Below are 15,682 nucleotides of genomic sequence, written 5' to 3'. Positions count from 1 at the left end.
GACGGGGTGTCAGAGGGCGTGGAAGGGCAGGCCGGCGTCGGCGACCAGGTCGTCGGTCTCGTCGGGCGGCGCCAGGGTGGCGGTGCCGTCGCTGACCGGGACGACGCCGAGGTCGAGGAGTTCGGCCATCGCGGCGCCGCCGGCCAGGTCGCGGACCTGCAACTGGTAGCGGGCGGTGGTGCGGTAGGTGCCGCCGGCGTCGTCGGAGGTCTTCTGCAGGAAGCCGGAGTCGACCAGGAAGGACACCGCCTTGGAGACGATGCCGGTGGTGGAGCCGGCCAGCCGGCGGGCGTCCTTGGTGGCGCCGGTGGCGGAGCGGCGGGCCCAGACCCGCCAGGCGGCCTCCAGGCCCGGGGCGTCGCTGGCCGGGTCGGTGTTGGCGCCCTCGGCCTCGGCGCGCTCCTCCAGGCGGCGGCACGCCTGCCGGACGAAGGCGTCCACGCCGTTGACGGTGACCCGGCCGAGGTAGCCCTCGTCGGCGAGGTCCTCGGGGCGCGGGAAGGCGAGCGCGGCGACCGCGAGGTGGGCCAGGCCGTGCAGGAAGCGGTCGGTGGACTCGGAGGCGGCCCGGCGCGAGTAGTCGCCCATCCGGACCGCGAACACCGAGTCCTCGGCGGCGGCCACCGCCATGCCGGCCCGCGCCGAGACCTCCAGCACCACCAGGCCCATGCCGGTGGCGACGGCGTCGGCGAGCCGGCCGAACGGCGGGTCCTCCCGGTAGCGGCGCACCAGTTCGCCGTACTCGGCGTCCCGGGCGGGCAGCAGCTTGGCCTGCAGGCCGAAGGAGACCAGGCGGGCGGCCTCGGCGACGTCCGCCGGGCTGATCGGCACCGGGGCGGCGGCCGGTTCGCTCTCGGGCGGTGTCCACGCCTCGCTGGTGGTGGTCATCCGAGGGCTCCTTCGGTGCGGGTGCTGCGGGTTTCGCGGGTGCTGCGGGTTTCGCGGGTGGCGCGGGCCTCGCGGGTGCTGCGGGTCTCGCCGGCACTGCCGGTGGTGCGGGCGGGCCGGGTGTCGGCGTGGGCGCGGGTGTCGGCGTGGGCGCGGGTGGTGCGGGCGCGGCGGGTCACACGGTGTCCTTGCGGTCGGCGGCCATGCCGACGGCGTCCAGCAGGGCACTGCCGACGATCAGGTCGGCGCCGCCGAAGCCGGGGTCGTCCAGCCGGGTGCCGTCGTCGACGGCGAACAGCAGGCGCTCCTCGCCCTGCCGGTAGGCGGTGCCGACCGGGGGGCTGGCCGCGTGCACGGCCAGCAGGGCGACCAGGTAGGCGAGTTCCTCGCCGTCCCGGTCGTCCTCGCCGAGTTCGGCGCCGCGGGTGCGGGCGTCGGCGAGCAGGCCGGAGAGCCGGCGGGGGGCGTCGGCGGGCAGGTCGAGGAGTTCCAGCGCGGTCTCCAGCTGGGCCTCGGAGAAGCGGCTGTCGTCGGGGGTGGCGACCAGGTCGGGCTCGGGGAGTTCGGCGCCGAGGTGCTCGCGTTCGACGGGCGGGGTGAACAGCAGGTCGACCAGGTCGGCGAGGCGGACCGAGACCGGGGTGCGCAGCCCCGTGCCGCGGGCGAAGAACGCGTCGGTGGGGCGGACCGCGTCGGCCAGCGGGAGGGTGAGCACCGGGGCGAGCAGCTGGCCGTAGAGGTCGATGCCGATCCGCGCGGCGGGTGCGGAAAACGCTTGCCGGTCCTGTTCGGCGCGGAACAGCGGTCCCGCTTCGAGCAGCCGGGTCTGCAGCTGGGTGTGGCGGCGGATGCAGTCCTTGACGATGTCGACCAGCTCGGCGGCGCGGCGCTTGTGCTCGCCGTCCACGCTCTCGTCCCGGGCCTTGCGGATGTTGGTGAGGATCGCGTTCTCGTGCCGGTAGCGGTCGGCGATGTGGTCGAGCGCCTCGTCGATCAGGTCGGGGACGGTCTCCATCCAGTCGACCGCGCGGACGTTGCGCCGGGTCGCCTCCAGGGCACGGCGCAGCGTCTCGGCGTACTGGACGGTGCGGTACCGGGCCTGCTCGGCGGCGAGTTGGGCGTCGGCGAGGCGGCCGCGGCGGATCAGCACCTCCAGCTTGACCTCGGCGGCGATCTGGGCGCTCGTCACGTCGGTGTCGAGCGCGCCGACCAGCACGTTGACGGCCTCGTCGGTGGTGCGCAGGTACACCCCGCCGTCCTGGCCGGGGACTTCCTCGATCAGCTTGAAGTCGTAGTCGCGCCGGACGTACTCGCCGTCCGGGCCGAAGGTGCCGTAGACGGCGCGGAAGCCGCGGTCCACGCTGCCGACGTTGATCAGCGACTCCAGCACCCAGCGGGCCACCCGTTCGTGCTCGACGGTGGTGCGCCGCGGGTTCTGGGCGGCGATCCTGGGCAGCAGGCGGGCGAGCACTATGTCGCGGTCCGCGCCGGTGTCGAAGTCCATGTTGAGGGTGACCAGGTCGATCGCGGCGAGGCCGACCTCGGCCATGGTGTACGAGGTGTACTCGCCGGCCAGGTTGACCTTGCGGCTGTCCAGGTCGTGCAGCGGCGCGGTGCAGGCCAGCGCCTTGAGCCGGCGGGCGAGTCCCTCGTCCGCGGCCGGGCCGGGGGCGGGCCGGGTGGGCTGGTCTGCGATGGCGGTCACGGGGGACAAGATTAGGGCTTTCCGCGGACAGGTCCGAAAAACCCCCTTTGGGGCGAGCTGTCCAGACGTGTTGAACGCGTTCAAATTCAGGTCTAGAGTCCATTCCGCGACACCGTGTGCCGCCTCCGGCACCCGCGTCATGGAGGGGGACTCCCCATGTCCGACATCGCCACCGCCCCGGCCGGTTCCACCGTTTCCGATCCGGGTCCCGCACCGGCCGCCGGGCCGGCGCCCGTCCGGCGCAGCATCAGACGCTGGCTGTGGCTGTTCATCGTCTGCCTGGTGCTCAGCGGCGCGACCGCGTTCCCGCTGCAGACCGAGACCGCGCTGCTCGCCCGGCTCGTCGACGCGACCGGGCTGGACTCCGTCCTCCCCGCCGTCGACCGCTGGGTGCACCACGTCCGGACGGGCGTCGCCGACGGCTACGGCACCTACCCCTTCCTCGCCTACGGCACCGACTGGCTGGCCTTCGCCCACCTGGTGATCGCCGCCGCCTTCTGGGGCCCGCTGCGCGACCCGGTCCGCAACATCTGGGTGGTCCGCTGGGCGATGGTCGCCTGCGGCGGCGTCGTGCCGCTCGCCCTGATCTGCGGCCCGCTGCGCGGCATACCCCTCTTCTGGCAATTCATCGACATGTCGTTCGGCCTCGTCGGCGTCGTCCCGCTGCTGATCGTGCACCGGAAGATCCGCCGGCTGGAGTGGGAGCAGGCCCTCGCGGCGCACCACGACTTCGCCCGGGTGGTGCCCTGCCCCTGAGCGGCGTGCACGCCGGAAGGCCCGGATCGACTGCGGGGGCGCGGTCGATCCGGGCCTTCCGGCGTTCCGGGGCGCTCACGGGGGCCTGGGTGTTGGGGTGTTGGGGTGCCGCGGCTCCGGGGCTCTGGGGCTCCAGGGTGGTCAGGCGTCCATGGCGTAGCCGAGTTCCTCGGCCGCAATGTGCCAGTAGGCGTTCTCGTCGGCGACCGCGGCCGGGTCCACCGCCGCGAACCCGGCCAGCAGGGCGTCGGTGAGCGCGTCGGCGGCGTCGATGGAGTCCTCCACGTCCTCGCCCGCCTCGTACCGCTCGGCCTCGGCGGCGGCCTCCCGGTACAGCTCTACGAACGCGAGCAGCGTCCGCGTCCCGGAGTTCAGCAGCCCGGGCTCGCCCTCCTCCCGGAGCATCCACACCGAACCGTCGCCGTCCCGCAGCCCGATCGCGCCGATCCCCGGGTCGACGGCGAGCACCCGGTACCGCTGCCCGCCGACCGCGCGCTCGGCGTACGGAGGGCGCTGCCACTCCCCCGGGTACGGCAGGACGTCGGCACAGATTGCGGTCAACGCGGCGAGCTGGGTGTCATCCATGCGGGGACGCTAACGCGCGTCGCGGACAGCCTGAACGGGGGACTCCCGCTGACCGCCGCTGACCGCCGGGGCAGGTGGGGCAGGTGGGCGGCGTGCTCAGGCCGGGGGTCGGCGGGTGCTGAGGAGGAGGTCGCCCTGCCAGGACTCGCAGCGGACGGTGCCGGTGCGGAAGTCGAGTTCGAGGGCGGTGCGGCCGGTGCCCGGGGTGTGCTCCTGGCGGGCGGCGAGGACGGGTTGGCCGAGGTACGGGGTGAGCGGGGTTCCGGTCGGGGCGGGGCGGACGTCGAGGCGGCCCCACTCCCCCAGGTCCAGGTCGGCGTGCGGCTGTCCGTCCTCGACGATCAGGCACCAGTCGCCCCCGGTACCGACGAAGGTGCAGCCGCCCCGGTCGTCGCGCAGCCAGACCACCACGGGCTCCGGGGCCCGTTCCCCCTCGTACGCGTACCAGGACGCGACCAGGCCGGTGAGCCGCCGCCCCACCAGCGCGGCGGGGTCGAGCCCGGGGCCGTGGGCGGAGCAGGGGCGGTCGTTCACGGGACAGGAGACTAGCCGGGCCCGGCCTGCTGCGGCGGCGGCGGCAATGGTGACGGCGGCACGAGGCCGTCCGGTCACCAGCGCATCCTGACGTCCTCGGCCCAGCCGAGCAGGCGGTCGACGGCGATGCGTTCGCCCGCGTCGGTGCGGACGGTGCCCCGGTAGTAGCCGAAGCACTGGTCGGTGCGGTTGGCGACCAGGCCGGTCTCGGTGCGGGTGCGGCGGTCGTGGAAGGGGGTGAAGGTCAGGTCGACCTGGTCGCTGTCCCGGGTGGTGATCCGCCAGGGGTCGAGCGGGGCGGCGGGGTCGTACTGCCAGTCGAGTTCGGTGCCCAGCTTGGTGAGGCGGCCGTCCACGCAGAGGGCGTTCTCGGTGGCGCCGGTGCCGACCGTCCACTGTCCGCCGAACTGCAGCCCGACGGTGCGGCCGTCGGTACGGCCGGACGCGGCTCCCCAGTTCCAGCCGAGCGAGCGCGGCCAGCGGCCCCGGCCGTGGTCGAGGGTGCCCCAGGCGTCGTGGTCGAAGGCGTACGCGCGGTCGCCCAGCCGGACGGTGCCGGTGGCGGGGCGCGCGGTGTGCTTGGAGGTGTACTGAAAGCGCTTTCCGTCCCAGGGGACGACCACGCTCAGCGTCTCGTGCCCGGCGGGCAGTTCGACCAGCAGGTCGACCTCCAGGCGGCGCAGGTCCGCGGTGAGGGCGCGGGCCCGCAGCCGGGTGCCGCCCGGCTCCTGGGTGATCGCCACCCGGACGTCGCGGCGGCCGGGCCGTTCCGGGCCGACGGCGAGGTCCGTGCCGTGCGGGCCGCCGGAGCCGGCGATGCCCTCGGGGAGGACGGTGGGGCGGTTCGGGAAGCCGGGGGCGATCGCGGTGCGCTCGTGGTCCTCGAGCACGCTGTGCTCGTCCCAGGAGAGGAAGTACACCGCGTTCAGGGTGAGGTAGTCGAGGTCGGAGACGGTGAGCGCGACCAGGTGCGAGGGCGTGCTGACGCACCAGTACTCCCACCGCTTGGTGCGGCCCCAGCCCTGGAGGTTGCCGCGGTGCAGCGGGGTCCGCGACCAGCCGACCGCCTCGGGGGCGAGGGTGCCGTCCGGGCGGCACAGGTCGACGGGTTCGGTGATCTCACGCTCATGGGTCGCCATTCGCGCACCCTACTTCGGCGAACCGGGCGACGGCCCGGGGCGACGCGCCGTCGGACGGGTCACGGGACCGACGACTCCGGCCCGAAGAAATGATGGTGCGACAGGCGGGGTGGGGGTGGGGACGGCGGCGGGCCGTCCGCACCGGAGTGGTGGTGCGGACGGCCCGTCAGGATGTCTCCGGTGAAGGCCGGTTCGGGCCGGCGGGCTACTTCGCGGTCGTGCCCTCGGCGGCCCGAGGCGCCGCGTCCTGCACGCTGCGGAGGCCGACGACGTTCCCGGCACCGGCAGCGGCACCGGCAGCGGCACCGGCAGCGGCGGTGCCCCCGGCTCCCGCGGTCCGGCGGATGCCCGGGATGGCGAGGGTGATCAGGGCGGCGGCCACCGCCGCGCCCGCGCCGATCAGGAAGGCGGTGCGGAAACCGCTTTCCGACGGCAGCGCGTGACCGTGGAAGTCGGTGGTCATGTGGGCCAGCACCACGCCGATGACGGCGGAGGAGCTGGAGGTGCCGATGGAGCGCATCAGCGTGTTGAGGCCGTTGGCGGCGGCGGTCTCGGAGACCGGGACGGCGCCCATGATCAGTGCGGGCATGGCCGCGTAGGCGAACGCGATGCCGCCGCTGATCAGGCAGGAGAACACCAGGACGCCCCAGGCGTGTCCCATCAGGGCGAGGGCGGAGAGGTAACCGGCGGTGATGACCACGGCGCCGACCAGCAGCGAGACCTTAGGGCCCTTGGCCCGGGACAGCTTGGCGGAGACCGGGGAGAGCAGCATCATCACCAGGCCGGCGGGGGCCATCCACAGGCCGGCCTCGACCATCGACCGGCCGAGGCCGTAGCCGGTGGCGGTGGGCAGTTGGAGCAGTTGCGGCGAGACCAGGCTCATCGCGTACATCGCGAAGCCGATCACCACGGAGGCCAGGTTGGTCATCAGCACCTGGCGGCGGACGCTGGTGCGCAGGTCGACCAGCGGCTGTCCGGTGCGCAGTTCCCACCAGCCCCAGACCGGGAGCACCACGACGGCGGCGGCGAGCATGCCGAGGGTGCTGCCGGAGCCCCAACCCCAGTCGCTGCCCTTGGAGATGGCGAGCAGCAGGGAGACCAGGCCGATGGTGAGGCCGATCGCGCCGACCAGGTCGAAGCGGCCGCCGGAGCGCACCGGGGACTCCGGGACCAGGAACAGGACGGCGACGGCGACCAGGGCGCCGAGCACGGCGGAGATCCAGAACAGGGCGTGCCAGCTGGCGTGCTGGGCGATCACGGCGGACAGCGGGAGGCCGAACGCGCCGCCGATGCCGAGCGAGGAGCTCATCAGCGCCATCGAGGAGCCGAGCTTCTGCGGGGGCAGTTCGTCGCGCATGATGCTGATGCCGAGCGGGATGACGCCCGCGCCGACGCCCTGCAGGGCGCGGCCGACCACCATCGGGGCGAGCGAGTCGCTGAGGCCGCAGACCACCGAGCCGACGATCAGCAGGGCGAGGCTGGCCAGCAGGACGCGGCGCTTGCCGTACATGTCGCCGAGCCGGCCGAGCACGGGGGTGGCGACCGCGCCGGCCAGCAGGGTGGCGGTGATGGCCCAGGAGGCGTTGGCGGCGCCGGTGTGCAGCAGGTTCGGCAGGTCGGGGATCAGTGGGACGACCAGGGTCTGCATCAGCGAGACCACGATGCCCGCGCCGGCGAGCACTCCGACGACGGGGCCGGTACGTGCCTGACTCATGGGGTTGTTCTCATCTCTCTGGTCATCTCTCCGGCTTCCCCGGCTTCTCTTCGGCTTCTCGCCAGCTTCGCGTCGCGGAGCGGTGCGAAGCCGCCGGATTCATGTGCACGATGCACATAATATGTACCATACACATGACGCTCCGGCGGGATATGCTGCCGAAAAGTGACGTAGCGGACGGAGGAGGCGGAACGCATGCGGCGCGACGAGGAACTCGCCCTGATCGAGCGGGAGATCATGCTGCTCGGCCGCCACCAGGTGCTCGCCTCCGCCCGCACCTCCGGCGGCCCCGACAGCCTGGAGCGCAGCGCCTACACCCTGCTCAGCCGGATCGAGACCGAGGGCCCGCTGACCATCGGGCAGCTCGCCGAGGCGTTCGGGTTGGACACCTCCACCGTCAACCGGCAGACCGCGGCGATGCTGCGCGCCGGGCTGGTCGACCGCATCCCCGACCCGGACGGCGGCGTGGCCCGCAAGCTGCGGATCACCGAGGAGGGCCTGCGCCGCCTGCACGCCGACCGCGACTGGTCGATCGAGGGCCTGTCCCGGGTGGTCGGCGACTGGACGGCCACCGACCTGGCCGGGTTCGCCGCCGTGCTGGAGCGCTTCAACCGGGACATCGAGCGACTCCAGGGCCGCCCCTGGCCGCGCGCCTGACGACCGGTCACCCGGCAGCCCGGCCACGGCCCGACCACGGCCTGCCCGTCCCGTCCCGCGGCCCCGCTCCCCCGCCCGGGTAAAACCTGTCGCCCGGCCCCCGGGCACCGCCCATGGCGAAACGATCAGGCCCTACCATCAGCCCCAGGAGCGGCATCCGGGTGTCCGGGCGGCCGGGGCGCTCCGCGCGCGAAAGGGCGGACGAGCCACAGTGGCCGAAGCGGTGATCGATCTCAATGCGGACCTCGGCGAGGGCTTCGGACGCTGGAGCCTCACCGACGACGACGCCCTGCTGTCGGTGGTCACCAGCGCGAACGTCGCCTGCGGCTTCCACGCCGGCGACCCGTCCACGATGCGCCGGGTCTGCGCGCTGGCCGCCGAGCGCGGGGTGCGGATCGGCGCCCAGGTGTCCTACCGCGACCTGGCCGGCTTCGGCCGCCGCGCGATGGACGTCCCGCCCGAGGAGTTGGCCGACGAGGTCGCCTACCAGATCGGCGCGCTCCAGGTGTTCGCCCGCGCGGCCGGCTCCCGGGTCTCCTACGTGAAGCCGCACGGCGCCCTCTACAACCGGGTCGTGCACGACAACGAGCAGGCGGAGGCGGTGGTTTCGGGCGTGCTGCGGGCCGGAGCGGTCTGCGACGGCCCACTGCCGCTGCTCGGCCTGCCCGGATCCCGGCTGCTCACCGTCGCCGAGGGCGTCGGACTCCCCGTCGTCGCCGAGGCGTTCGCCGACCGCGCCTACACCTGGGCCGGAACCCTCGTCCCGCGCCGCGACCCCGGGGCGGTGCTGCACGACCCCGAGGCGGTGATCGCCCGGGCCGTCGGGATCGCCCGCGACGGCACCGTCACCGCGGTCGGCGGCGAGCCGGTCGCGGTCGCCGCCCGCTCGCTGTGTGTGCACGGCGACACCCCCGGGGCCGCCCAACTCGCCTGGCGGGTACGGGGCGCGCTGGCCACCGCGGGCGTCCGCGTCGAGGCGTTCAGCTGACGTTCCGGACGGCTGCGCCGCCGTTCCCGGCCCGGAGCCGCCGCCCCCGGAAATTCCTCGAATTCGTGCCGCCGCGCGCGCCCGGAAAGGCCCCGTGACGGCCCTGCGAGCGTGCCCGGCCCGCCCACCGGGGCGCCCCCGGAGCGTGGCGGCGGACCCCCTCCGCAACTCCCCGCGCCGGGCCGCACACGACCTCGGCGCATAGCCTCTGACCTGGTGTTTTCCTGGATTTCCCCTAGGGTGGCAGCACTGCCGGACTTCATCGGAGGGGACATCTGTGAGTCAGGAAAAGCACACGTACGACGCTGCCCGGATCGAGGTGCTGGAGGGGCTCGACGCGGTCCGCAAACGGCCCGGGATGTACGTCGGCAACACGGGGGAACGCGGTCTGCACGGCCTGGTGCTGACGGCGGTCGACCGGACCGTGAACGAGGTACTGGCCGGCCGGGCCCGGGCCGTGGAGGTGGCGCTGCTGGCCGACGGCGCCGTCCGGATCGCACACGACGGCGACAGCTGGACCGACCTCGAAGGCGCCGACCTGGCCGTCCAGTGGGAGCGGCTCCCCGGGCGTTGGTGGCCGTACGACCGCCGCTGCGTGGTCTCCTGGTCCGCCCTCGGACTGGCCGTCGTCAACGCGCTCTCCGACCGGCTGACCGCGCAGGACCGGAAGGGCGGCGAACTGCGCTCGCTGGCCTACGAGTTCGGCCGTGCCGTCGCCGCACCCCCAGCCGACCCGGCCACCGGGGCGGTGCTCACCTTCCGGCCGGACCCGGAGATCTTCCCGAACGTCTCGCTCTCCTTCGACACCCTGGCCGAACGCCTGCGCGAACTCGCCTTCCTCAACCGGGAGTTGGACCTCACCCTGACCGGTGGCGGGCGCTTCGCCCGGTTCCGCTCCCCCGGCGGGCTGCGCGACTGGCTGACCCACCTGTGCGGCGACAGGCAGGACATCCACGCCTTCGAACAGGACGTCCCCGCGATGGACGGCACCCTGGAGGTCGCGTTCGTCCGCACCGACGGGCCGGACCGCCGCATCCGCTCCTTCGTCAACTCCTTCCCCACCCATGACGGCACCCACGTCGAGGGCCTGCTCGACGGCACCTGCACCCCGTACGAGGGCCTGACCGCGATCGTCTCGGTCAAGCTCGACCGGGCCGAATTCGGCGGCGCCTGCCGGGACGTCCTGACCAGTGAATCCGTCCGGTCCGCTGTCGCCGAAGCCGTCCGGCGGTACCTGGAAGAATCCTGCCGATGAGCGCGGGCGACACCGCGCGGTACGACGCCTCGGCGATCGTCGTGCTGTCCGGCCTGGAGTCGGTCCGCCACCGCGCCGAGTGGTACGTCGGCCCGCTCGACGAGCGGGGCCGCGACCGGCTGGCGCTCAACGCCGTCGAAGAGGCCGCGAACGAGATCCTGCTCGGCCGGGGCAGCCGGACGGACGTCACACTGCTGACCGACGGCCGGGTGCGGGTCGAGCACGACGCCGTCCACGCGTCCCCGCTGGAGCAGGAGTTGACGTTACTGAGGGCCGGGTGCGGCCCCGGTGACCGGCGGCTGGTCGGCCGGGATTCGAGCGGACTGGCCGTGCTCAGCGCCCTCTCCGAGCGGCTGGTCGCGGTCGAGCGGCGGGACGGGGTGACGGTCCGCCACACGTACGCGCGCGGCGAGCAGACCCTCGCCCCGACGGTCACCGGACCCGCCGACCGCACCTCGACCACCCTCACCTTCCGACCCGACCCCGAGATCTTCGGCCCGACCGCCCCGACCTCCTTCGACACCCTGGCCGAGCGCCTGCGCGAACTCGCCTTCCTCAACCGGGAACTGGACTTCACCCTGACCGGGGACGGGCGCTCCGCACGCTTCCACTCCCCCGGCGGCCTGCGGGAGTTCGTCGCCCACCTCGGCGGCGACCCCGGCGACACCGTTCTGCTCACCGGCGTGGACGAACGGATCGGCGCCGACTGCGCGGTGGCCTTCAGCCGGTCCGGCGCGGGCGGCCTGCGCGGCTACGCCAACAGCGTCCGCACCCCGGCCGGCACCCACCTGGAGGGCTTCCGGGACGGCCTGCACGCCGCCCTCCTCCCGTACGCGGGCTGCCACGCGCTGCGCGGCGCCCTGGCCGCCCTGAGCGGCGTGGTCGCCGTCCGGCTCGACCTGCTGCGGCTGCGCGGCCCCGGCCGGGACCGCCTGGCGGAGGACCCCGTCCGCGACCTCGTCGCCACGGCGGTGCGCTCCGCGTTGGAACGCCGGTTCGCCGAACACCCGGAGCGCGCAACCGAGTTGCTGCGCCCCCGCTGAGCGGAAGGACGACACGATGCCCGAACCGCACGGCCCGCGGGACCTCCTGGGGGTCCGAGCGATCCGCGGACGGCCTGCCATGTACATCGGCACGACCGGCGAACGCGGCCTGCACCACCTGGTCCACGAGGCGGACCCGCACGCTACGAGGTGGCGGAGGGGCGGGCCCGGCCGCTGGTCGGCGGGACGCATCTGACCGGGCTCCGGGAGGGGTTGGAGACCGCTTTCCGGGGGCGGGTGCCCGTCGGGCTGACAGCGGTGGTCTCGTTGTGGCTCGACCGGATGGAACTGGAGGGTTCCCTGGCGGACCGCCTCGGCAACGCCCCGGTGCGGGTGGTCCTGGCCGAGGCGGTGCGGGAGGCGGTCGAGGCCCGGTGGGGCGGGGCGTCGGTGGACTGACGGTGGGTCAGAGGTCCGCCCGGGGATGCCGCGGGTTCAGGTGGTGGAGGGTCACGGTGGCGCAGTGGGGGGCGAGCAGTGCCGCCAATTCCGCTGCTGCGGTGGCGGGTTGGTCCGGGTCGGGGTACAGGGTCTCCAGGACCAGGACGAGGTCGGTGGTGTGTTCGGTGACCCGGGTGCGGTGGGTGTCGCGGTGGTTCCAGTGGCGGGTGAGGACGCCGGAGCCGTCGGTGTAGACGACCTCGCCGGGCTTGGGGTGCTCGACGGTGTCCGGCTCGCCGAGCGGGGTGAACTCCTCGGTCCCGTCGGCGAATCGGATCACCAGGTCGCCGTCCACCGCCGCCAGGTCGAACGCCCCGGCGGGCAGGGCGTGCCGGACGGACACCGCGTTGTAGCAGTCGACGGCCGGGGTGATCCGGGGCAGCGCCCCCTGCTTGGCCAGCCGCCGACCGAGCGCGTCGACCGAGGGCCGCACCCGGCGCGGGTTGCTGCCGAAGGCCCGGTAGGCGGCGTGCCAGGCCGCGATCCGGGGATCGTGCTCGTCGGCGGGCTGCCAACCACCGCCCGCGGCAAGGGACTCCAGTGCGGCAAGGGCATCGGCCGCGGCGGGCCAGGGTTCGGTGCCGCGCACGTCGCGGGCGGTGACGACGGCGATCCGGACCGCGGGGAAGGCCGCGGCGACGGCGGGGTGCAGGTGGAGAGCGGTCATCGGGCGGCTCCGGCGACAGGGAGGGGTGAACGGGTGGACGGGCGACAGAGGGCGACCGACTGGAGGAACAGGCAGCTGTCGGGCGGTGCCGGGCTCAAGCCGGGGCAAGCGGCGACAGCGGAAGAGCGGACAGGCGCCCGGCGGTGGTGGGTTCAGGTGAGGGCGAGCAGGCTCACGGCGATGGCGGCCGTGCCGAGGCCCGCGAGTTGGCCTCGGTGGATGCGTTCGGCGAGGACGGCGCGGGCCAGCAGGACAGTGCCCGCCGGATAGAGGGCGGTGATCACGGCGACCACGGCGAGGTCGCCGCTGCGGGCGGCCAGCAGGAACAGGACGCTGGCGGCGGAGTCCAGCACGCCGGCGGCCAACGCCAGCGCGTAGGCGGGGCGTTCCGGGCCGAGGTGGCGGCGGCGGAGCGCGGCGGCGGCCAGGGTGAGGACGGAGGTGACGGCGCGGCCGACGATCAGCGGGGCGATGCCGCTGCCGGCCGGGGCCTGGTGCAGGCAGACCAGTTGGACGGCGATCGCGGTGCCCGCGCCGAAGGCGAGCAGCAGCGCGGGGCGGGTCACCCGGGCCCCGTCCCCGGCCGGGCCCGCGCTGACCAGGACCACGGCGATCAGCGCCAGCGGGAGGCCCAGCAGGGCGGCGGCGCCCAGGTGTTCGCCCTGGAGCAGGCCGACGGCGACCGGCAGCACCGCGGAGACCAGCGCCGTCACGGGCGACAGCACGTTCATCGGGCCGATCGCCAGCGTCCGGTACAGCAGCGCGAACGCCCCGGCGGAGGCGACGCCCGAGGCCGCGCCCCAGCCGATCGCGCCCGGCTCGAAGCGCGCGCCGAGCAGCGGCCACATCAGCAGTTCGACGGCCAGGCTGGCGGGCGCGGCGATCAGGACGGTGCGCAGCACGTGCGCGCGGCGGGAGCCCAGGCCGCCGAGGAAGTCGGCGCAGCCGTAGGCCAGTGAACTGCCGAGGGCCAGCAGCAGAGCGATCATGACGCTTCTCCCGAGGTGGGCCGGAACGATCCGAACGGTACATCAGAGTGAACGGAACAGACCAACACACTGTTCGACCCGCCTGTTCCCCACCCCACGGGAAAGCGCTTGCCGCGCCCCGGACACCGTGCTCTGCTCACCTCATGCCCACCCCGAACCCCGGCCCCGCCCCCGGACCCGACCCCGCCGAGCGCCTGCGCACCGCCCGCCTGCTCCTGCGCCGCCTCACCCCGGCCGACCTCCCCGCCGTCACCGCGCTCTGCGGCGACCCGGAGGTCATGCGGTACCTGGACGACGGCCGCCCGGTCCCCGCCGAACGGGTCGCGGCCGAGGTACTGCCGGCCGTGCTGCGCGAGTACGCGGAACTGCCGGACGGCCTCGGCCACTGGGCGGTGGAGACGGACGGGCGCTTCCTGGGCTGGGCCGCCCTGCTGCCGGCGCACTCGGTCGGACTGGAGCACGGCCCGGACGCCGGGCTCGAACTCGGCTACCGGCTGCTGCCCGCCGCCCGGGGCCGGGGCTACGCCACCGAGGCGGCCGCCGCGCTGCTGGCCGCCGCGTTCACCGAGCGGTACGCCGGGCGGCGCACCGAGCGGGTGGTGGCCACCACGATGGCGGTCAACACGGCCTCCCGCCGGGTGCTGGAGCGGATCGGCCTGCGCCACGTCCGGACCTTCTTCGCGGACTGGCCGGACCCGATCCCGGGCAGCGAGCACGGCGACGTGGTGTACGAGCGGACCCGCGCCGACGGGTGATCCGACGGGCGGGTCCGACGGGCGGGTCCGACGGCTGCTCAGGCGTCCAGGAAGGCCAGCACCTTCGGCCAGCCGTCCAGGCGCGCCGCCTCGTTCCCCGCGGGCATGCCGCCCAGGTGCAGCACCTCGCCGCCGGGGCGCGGATCGGCGGCGCCGGCCGGCAGGTAGGGGAGGATGCCCACCCCGTGGCCCGCGCCGGGGTAGAGCAGCGCCTGCCGCTGCGCCCCGCTCGCCGCCGGTTCGCCGATCCGCCGGGCCCAGGCCGGGGACGGCCAGAGGGCGTCGGCCTCGCCTGCGACGGCCAGGACGGCGGCCGGTATCCGGTCCAGTGCGATCGGCCCGGCCGGGACGGGCGTGCCGTGCTCGGTCCAGGCGACCCCGTCCGGCAGCCCCCCGTTGACCTGGTCGGACGGGGAGTACACCACCACCCGGCGGACCAGGTCGGGCTGCTGTTCGGCGAGCAGCAGGGCGAGTTCGCTGCCGCGCGAGTAGCCGATCACGTCGATGCCGCCAGCACCCGGGCCGCCCGAGCCCGTGCCACCCGAGCCCGTGCGGGCGGCGAGCAGGCGGGCGGCGTCGGCGGCGTACTCGACGGGAATGTCGCGCAGGGTGGCGGGCAGTCCGGGCAGGCCGAAGTAGGCGAGGCAGAGCGCGGGGTGGCCGTGCGAGGCGAGCACGGCGGCCGTGGCCGGATCGTCGCCGCCCTCGGAGCCGCCGAACAGCAGGACGGGCCGTCGGGCGGGCGTCCCGGCGGGCGGCAGGTAGAGGGTGCCGACGAGGCGGTCGGTGGCGGGGGTGAGCCGGGTGGCGGTGACGCCGTCGACGGTCCACCGGCGGGTGACGGTGCGTTCGCCGACGATCCGCCCGTCCACGGTGGCGGTGATCCGCACCGGGAAGCCGTCCGGGCCCACCGATCCGGCAGGACCGGCGGAACCCCCCGGAGCGCCCGGACCCGCCGAACCGACGGACCCGGCCCTGCCCCCGGCCCCTGGTCCGGACCCGGACCCGCCGTTCCAGCCCGTCGCGCTGACCGGGCGGGGCGGGGAGTAGAAGGTGGCGCCGCTGCTGTTGGTGGGCAGCATCGACCAGAACAGGCCCATGCCGTCGGCCTGGGGGTACGAGCCGCCGCTCTCCGGCGCCGCCCGGTCGACGTCCACCGTGCCGCGGCCGTCGGCCCGGAAGGTCGCGGCGGACTGCCAGCCGAGCCCGCGGTAGTCCGCGGCGTCCGCGGTGAGGGTGACCCGGCCGCCGGGCGGCAGGCCGGTGACCCGGAGGTGGACCGGCAGGTCGGCGAGTTCGTCCGCGCCGTCGACGGCGAGCGCCGGGTGCGGGCCGCCGCCCGAGGCGCAGCCGGCCAGGAGGAGGAGCGCGGCCAGCCCCAGCACGGCCGCCCGATGAGTTGTCCAGACCATTTCCGCCCCCGTTCCGGTGGGCATTCTGCTCCGGCCCACCCTCCGGATCAAGACGGTACGGCGGCGAACGGCACAGCCCCGCAAGGGGGTTGGCACTCTCCGCCGGAACGGGCGGGCGCTATGGGGCGATCTGCCCGATTGATCCGTGCTGACC

At 74.7% G+C, this 15,682-nt stretch carries 16 protein-coding genes; 6 read left to right on the top strand and 10 right to left on the bottom strand.

The features are described 5' to 3' along the window. Nucleotides 1-9: 9 nt before the first annotated feature. The 3 genes from ACIQBJ_RS34405 to ACIQBJ_RS34395 are packed head-to-tail and all read right to left on the bottom strand — an operon-like array spanning nucleotide 10 to nucleotide 2,593. The gene (locus tag ACIQBJ_RS34405) at nucleotides 10-888 is read right to left on the bottom strand and encodes a hypothetical protein (protein WP_400718641.1); all 879 of its coding nucleotides are present in this window, start codon (nucleotides 886-888) and stop codon (nucleotides 10-12) included. After that, nucleotides 885-1,067: a hypothetical protein gene (locus tag ACIQBJ_RS34400; RefSeq protein ID WP_400718639.1), complete on the bottom strand. Its 183-nt coding sequence runs from the start codon at nucleotides 1,065-1,067 to the stop codon at nucleotides 885-887. Before ACIQBJ_RS34400 ends, ACIQBJ_RS34405 begins: the two co-directional genes overlap by 4 nt. Then, nucleotides 1,064-2,593: a hypothetical protein gene (locus ACIQBJ_RS34395; RefSeq protein ID WP_400718637.1), complete on the bottom strand. Its 1,530-nt coding sequence runs from the start codon at nucleotides 2,591-2,593 to the stop codon at nucleotides 1,064-1,066. The genes ACIQBJ_RS34400 and ACIQBJ_RS34395 overlap by 4 nt, the downstream gene beginning before the upstream one ends. Before the next feature lie 156 nt (nucleotides 2,594-2,749). On the opposite strand from ACIQBJ_RS34395, the gene ACIQBJ_RS34390 reads away from it, so the two are divergent. Next, a complete protein-coding gene (locus tag ACIQBJ_RS34390) occupies nucleotides 2,750-3,349 on the top strand; it encodes a hypothetical protein (protein WP_400718636.1) in 600 nt (199 codons plus the stop codon). A 141-nt stretch (nucleotides 3,350-3,490) separates the two neighbouring features. On the opposite strand, the gene ACIQBJ_RS34385 is transcribed toward ACIQBJ_RS34390, so the two are convergent. The 4 genes from ACIQBJ_RS34385 to ACIQBJ_RS34370 all read right to left on the bottom strand — a co-directional run bounded on the left by ACIQBJ_RS34385 (nucleotide 3,491) and on the right by ACIQBJ_RS34370 (nucleotide 7,321). Then, on the bottom strand, nucleotides 3,491-3,934 hold the full coding sequence (locus ACIQBJ_RS34385; RefSeq protein WP_400718634.1) for an SUKH-4 family immunity protein: 444 nt from the start codon (nucleotides 3,932-3,934) through the stop codon (nucleotides 3,491-3,493). A 96-nt stretch (nucleotides 3,935-4,030) separates the two neighbouring features. Further along, complete coding sequence (locus tag ACIQBJ_RS34380; protein ID WP_400718633.1) at nucleotides 4,031-4,468, bottom strand: hypothetical protein; 438 nt, start codon at nucleotides 4,466-4,468, stop codon at nucleotides 4,031-4,033. 74 nt (nucleotides 4,469-4,542) lie between these two features. Continuing rightward, nucleotides 4,543-5,607, bottom strand: a complete 1,065-nt coding sequence (locus tag ACIQBJ_RS34375) for a DUF2804 domain-containing protein (protein WP_400718631.1) — start codon at nucleotides 5,605-5,607, stop codon at nucleotides 4,543-4,545. Nucleotides 5,608-5,812: 205 nt separating this feature from the next. Next, the gene (locus ACIQBJ_RS34370) at nucleotides 5,813-7,321 is read right to left on the bottom strand and encodes an MFS transporter (protein ID WP_400718629.1); all 1,509 of its coding nucleotides are present in this window, start codon (nucleotides 7,319-7,321) and stop codon (nucleotides 5,813-5,815) included. Nucleotides 7,322-7,516: 195 nt separating this feature from the next. On the opposite strand from ACIQBJ_RS34370, the gene ACIQBJ_RS34365 reads away from it, so the two are divergent. The 4 genes from ACIQBJ_RS34365 to ACIQBJ_RS34350 all read left to right on the top strand — a co-directional run bounded on the left by ACIQBJ_RS34365 (nucleotide 7,517) and on the right by ACIQBJ_RS34350 (nucleotide 11,264). Beyond that, nucleotides 7,517-7,978 carry a MarR family winged helix-turn-helix transcriptional regulator gene (locus ACIQBJ_RS34365; RefSeq protein WP_400718628.1) on the top strand — a complete coding sequence of 154 codons (462 nt, stop codon included), beginning with the start codon at nucleotides 7,517-7,519 and terminating at the stop codon, nucleotides 7,976-7,978. 223 nt (nucleotides 7,979-8,201) lie between these two features. Beyond that, complete coding sequence (locus ACIQBJ_RS34360) at nucleotides 8,202-8,966, top strand: LamB/YcsF family protein (protein ID WP_400718627.1); 765 nt, start codon at nucleotides 8,202-8,204, stop codon at nucleotides 8,964-8,966. A gap of 277 nt (nucleotides 8,967-9,243) precedes the next feature. After that, the gene (locus ACIQBJ_RS34355; RefSeq protein ID WP_400718625.1) at nucleotides 9,244-10,221 is read left to right on the top strand and encodes a DNA gyrase subunit B; all 978 of its coding nucleotides are present in this window, start codon (nucleotides 9,244-9,246) and stop codon (nucleotides 10,219-10,221) included. Next, a complete protein-coding gene (locus tag ACIQBJ_RS34350; RefSeq protein ID WP_400718623.1) occupies nucleotides 10,218-11,264 on the top strand; it encodes a DNA gyrase subunit B in 1,047 nt (348 codons plus the stop codon). The genes ACIQBJ_RS34355 and ACIQBJ_RS34350 overlap by 4 nt, the downstream gene beginning before the upstream one ends. Before the next feature lie 406 nt (nucleotides 11,265-11,670). Here the strand turns inward: ACIQBJ_RS34350 and ACIQBJ_RS34345 are convergent, their stop codons facing one another. After that, on the bottom strand, nucleotides 11,671-12,372 hold the full coding sequence (locus tag ACIQBJ_RS34345) for a B3/4 domain-containing protein (protein WP_400718622.1): 702 nt from the start codon (nucleotides 12,370-12,372) through the stop codon (nucleotides 11,671-11,673). Between the two features lie 152 nt (nucleotides 12,373-12,524). Further along, the gene (locus tag ACIQBJ_RS34340; RefSeq protein ID WP_400718620.1) at nucleotides 12,525-13,361 is read right to left on the bottom strand and encodes an EamA family transporter; all 837 of its coding nucleotides are present in this window, start codon (nucleotides 13,359-13,361) and stop codon (nucleotides 12,525-12,527) included. 143 nt (nucleotides 13,362-13,504) lie between these two features. Here ACIQBJ_RS34340 and ACIQBJ_RS34335 point away from each other — a divergent pair, with 143 nt between their 5' ends. Beyond that, nucleotides 13,505-14,116 (top strand): GNAT family N-acetyltransferase, encoded by a 612-nt coding sequence (locus ACIQBJ_RS34335; RefSeq protein WP_400718619.1) that lies wholly within the window; start codon nucleotides 13,505-13,507, stop codon nucleotides 14,114-14,116. A 38-nt stretch (nucleotides 14,117-14,154) separates the two neighbouring features. Here the strand turns inward: ACIQBJ_RS34335 and ACIQBJ_RS34330 are convergent, their stop codons facing one another. After that, complete coding sequence (locus tag ACIQBJ_RS34330) at nucleotides 14,155-15,552, bottom strand: acyl-CoA thioesterase/BAAT N-terminal domain-containing protein (protein WP_400718617.1); 1,398 nt, start codon at nucleotides 15,550-15,552, stop codon at nucleotides 14,155-14,157. Nucleotides 15,553-15,682: the final 130 nt, after the last annotated feature.

Origin of the sequence: Kitasatospora sp. NPDC088391 (assembly GCF_044753345.1) — a bacterium.
GTDB lineage: Bacteria > Actinomycetota > Actinomycetes > Streptomycetales > Streptomycetaceae > Kitasatospora.
The sequence above is the reverse complement of the archived record's forward strand: the minus strand, read 5'-3'. Positions and strand labels throughout refer to the sequence as shown.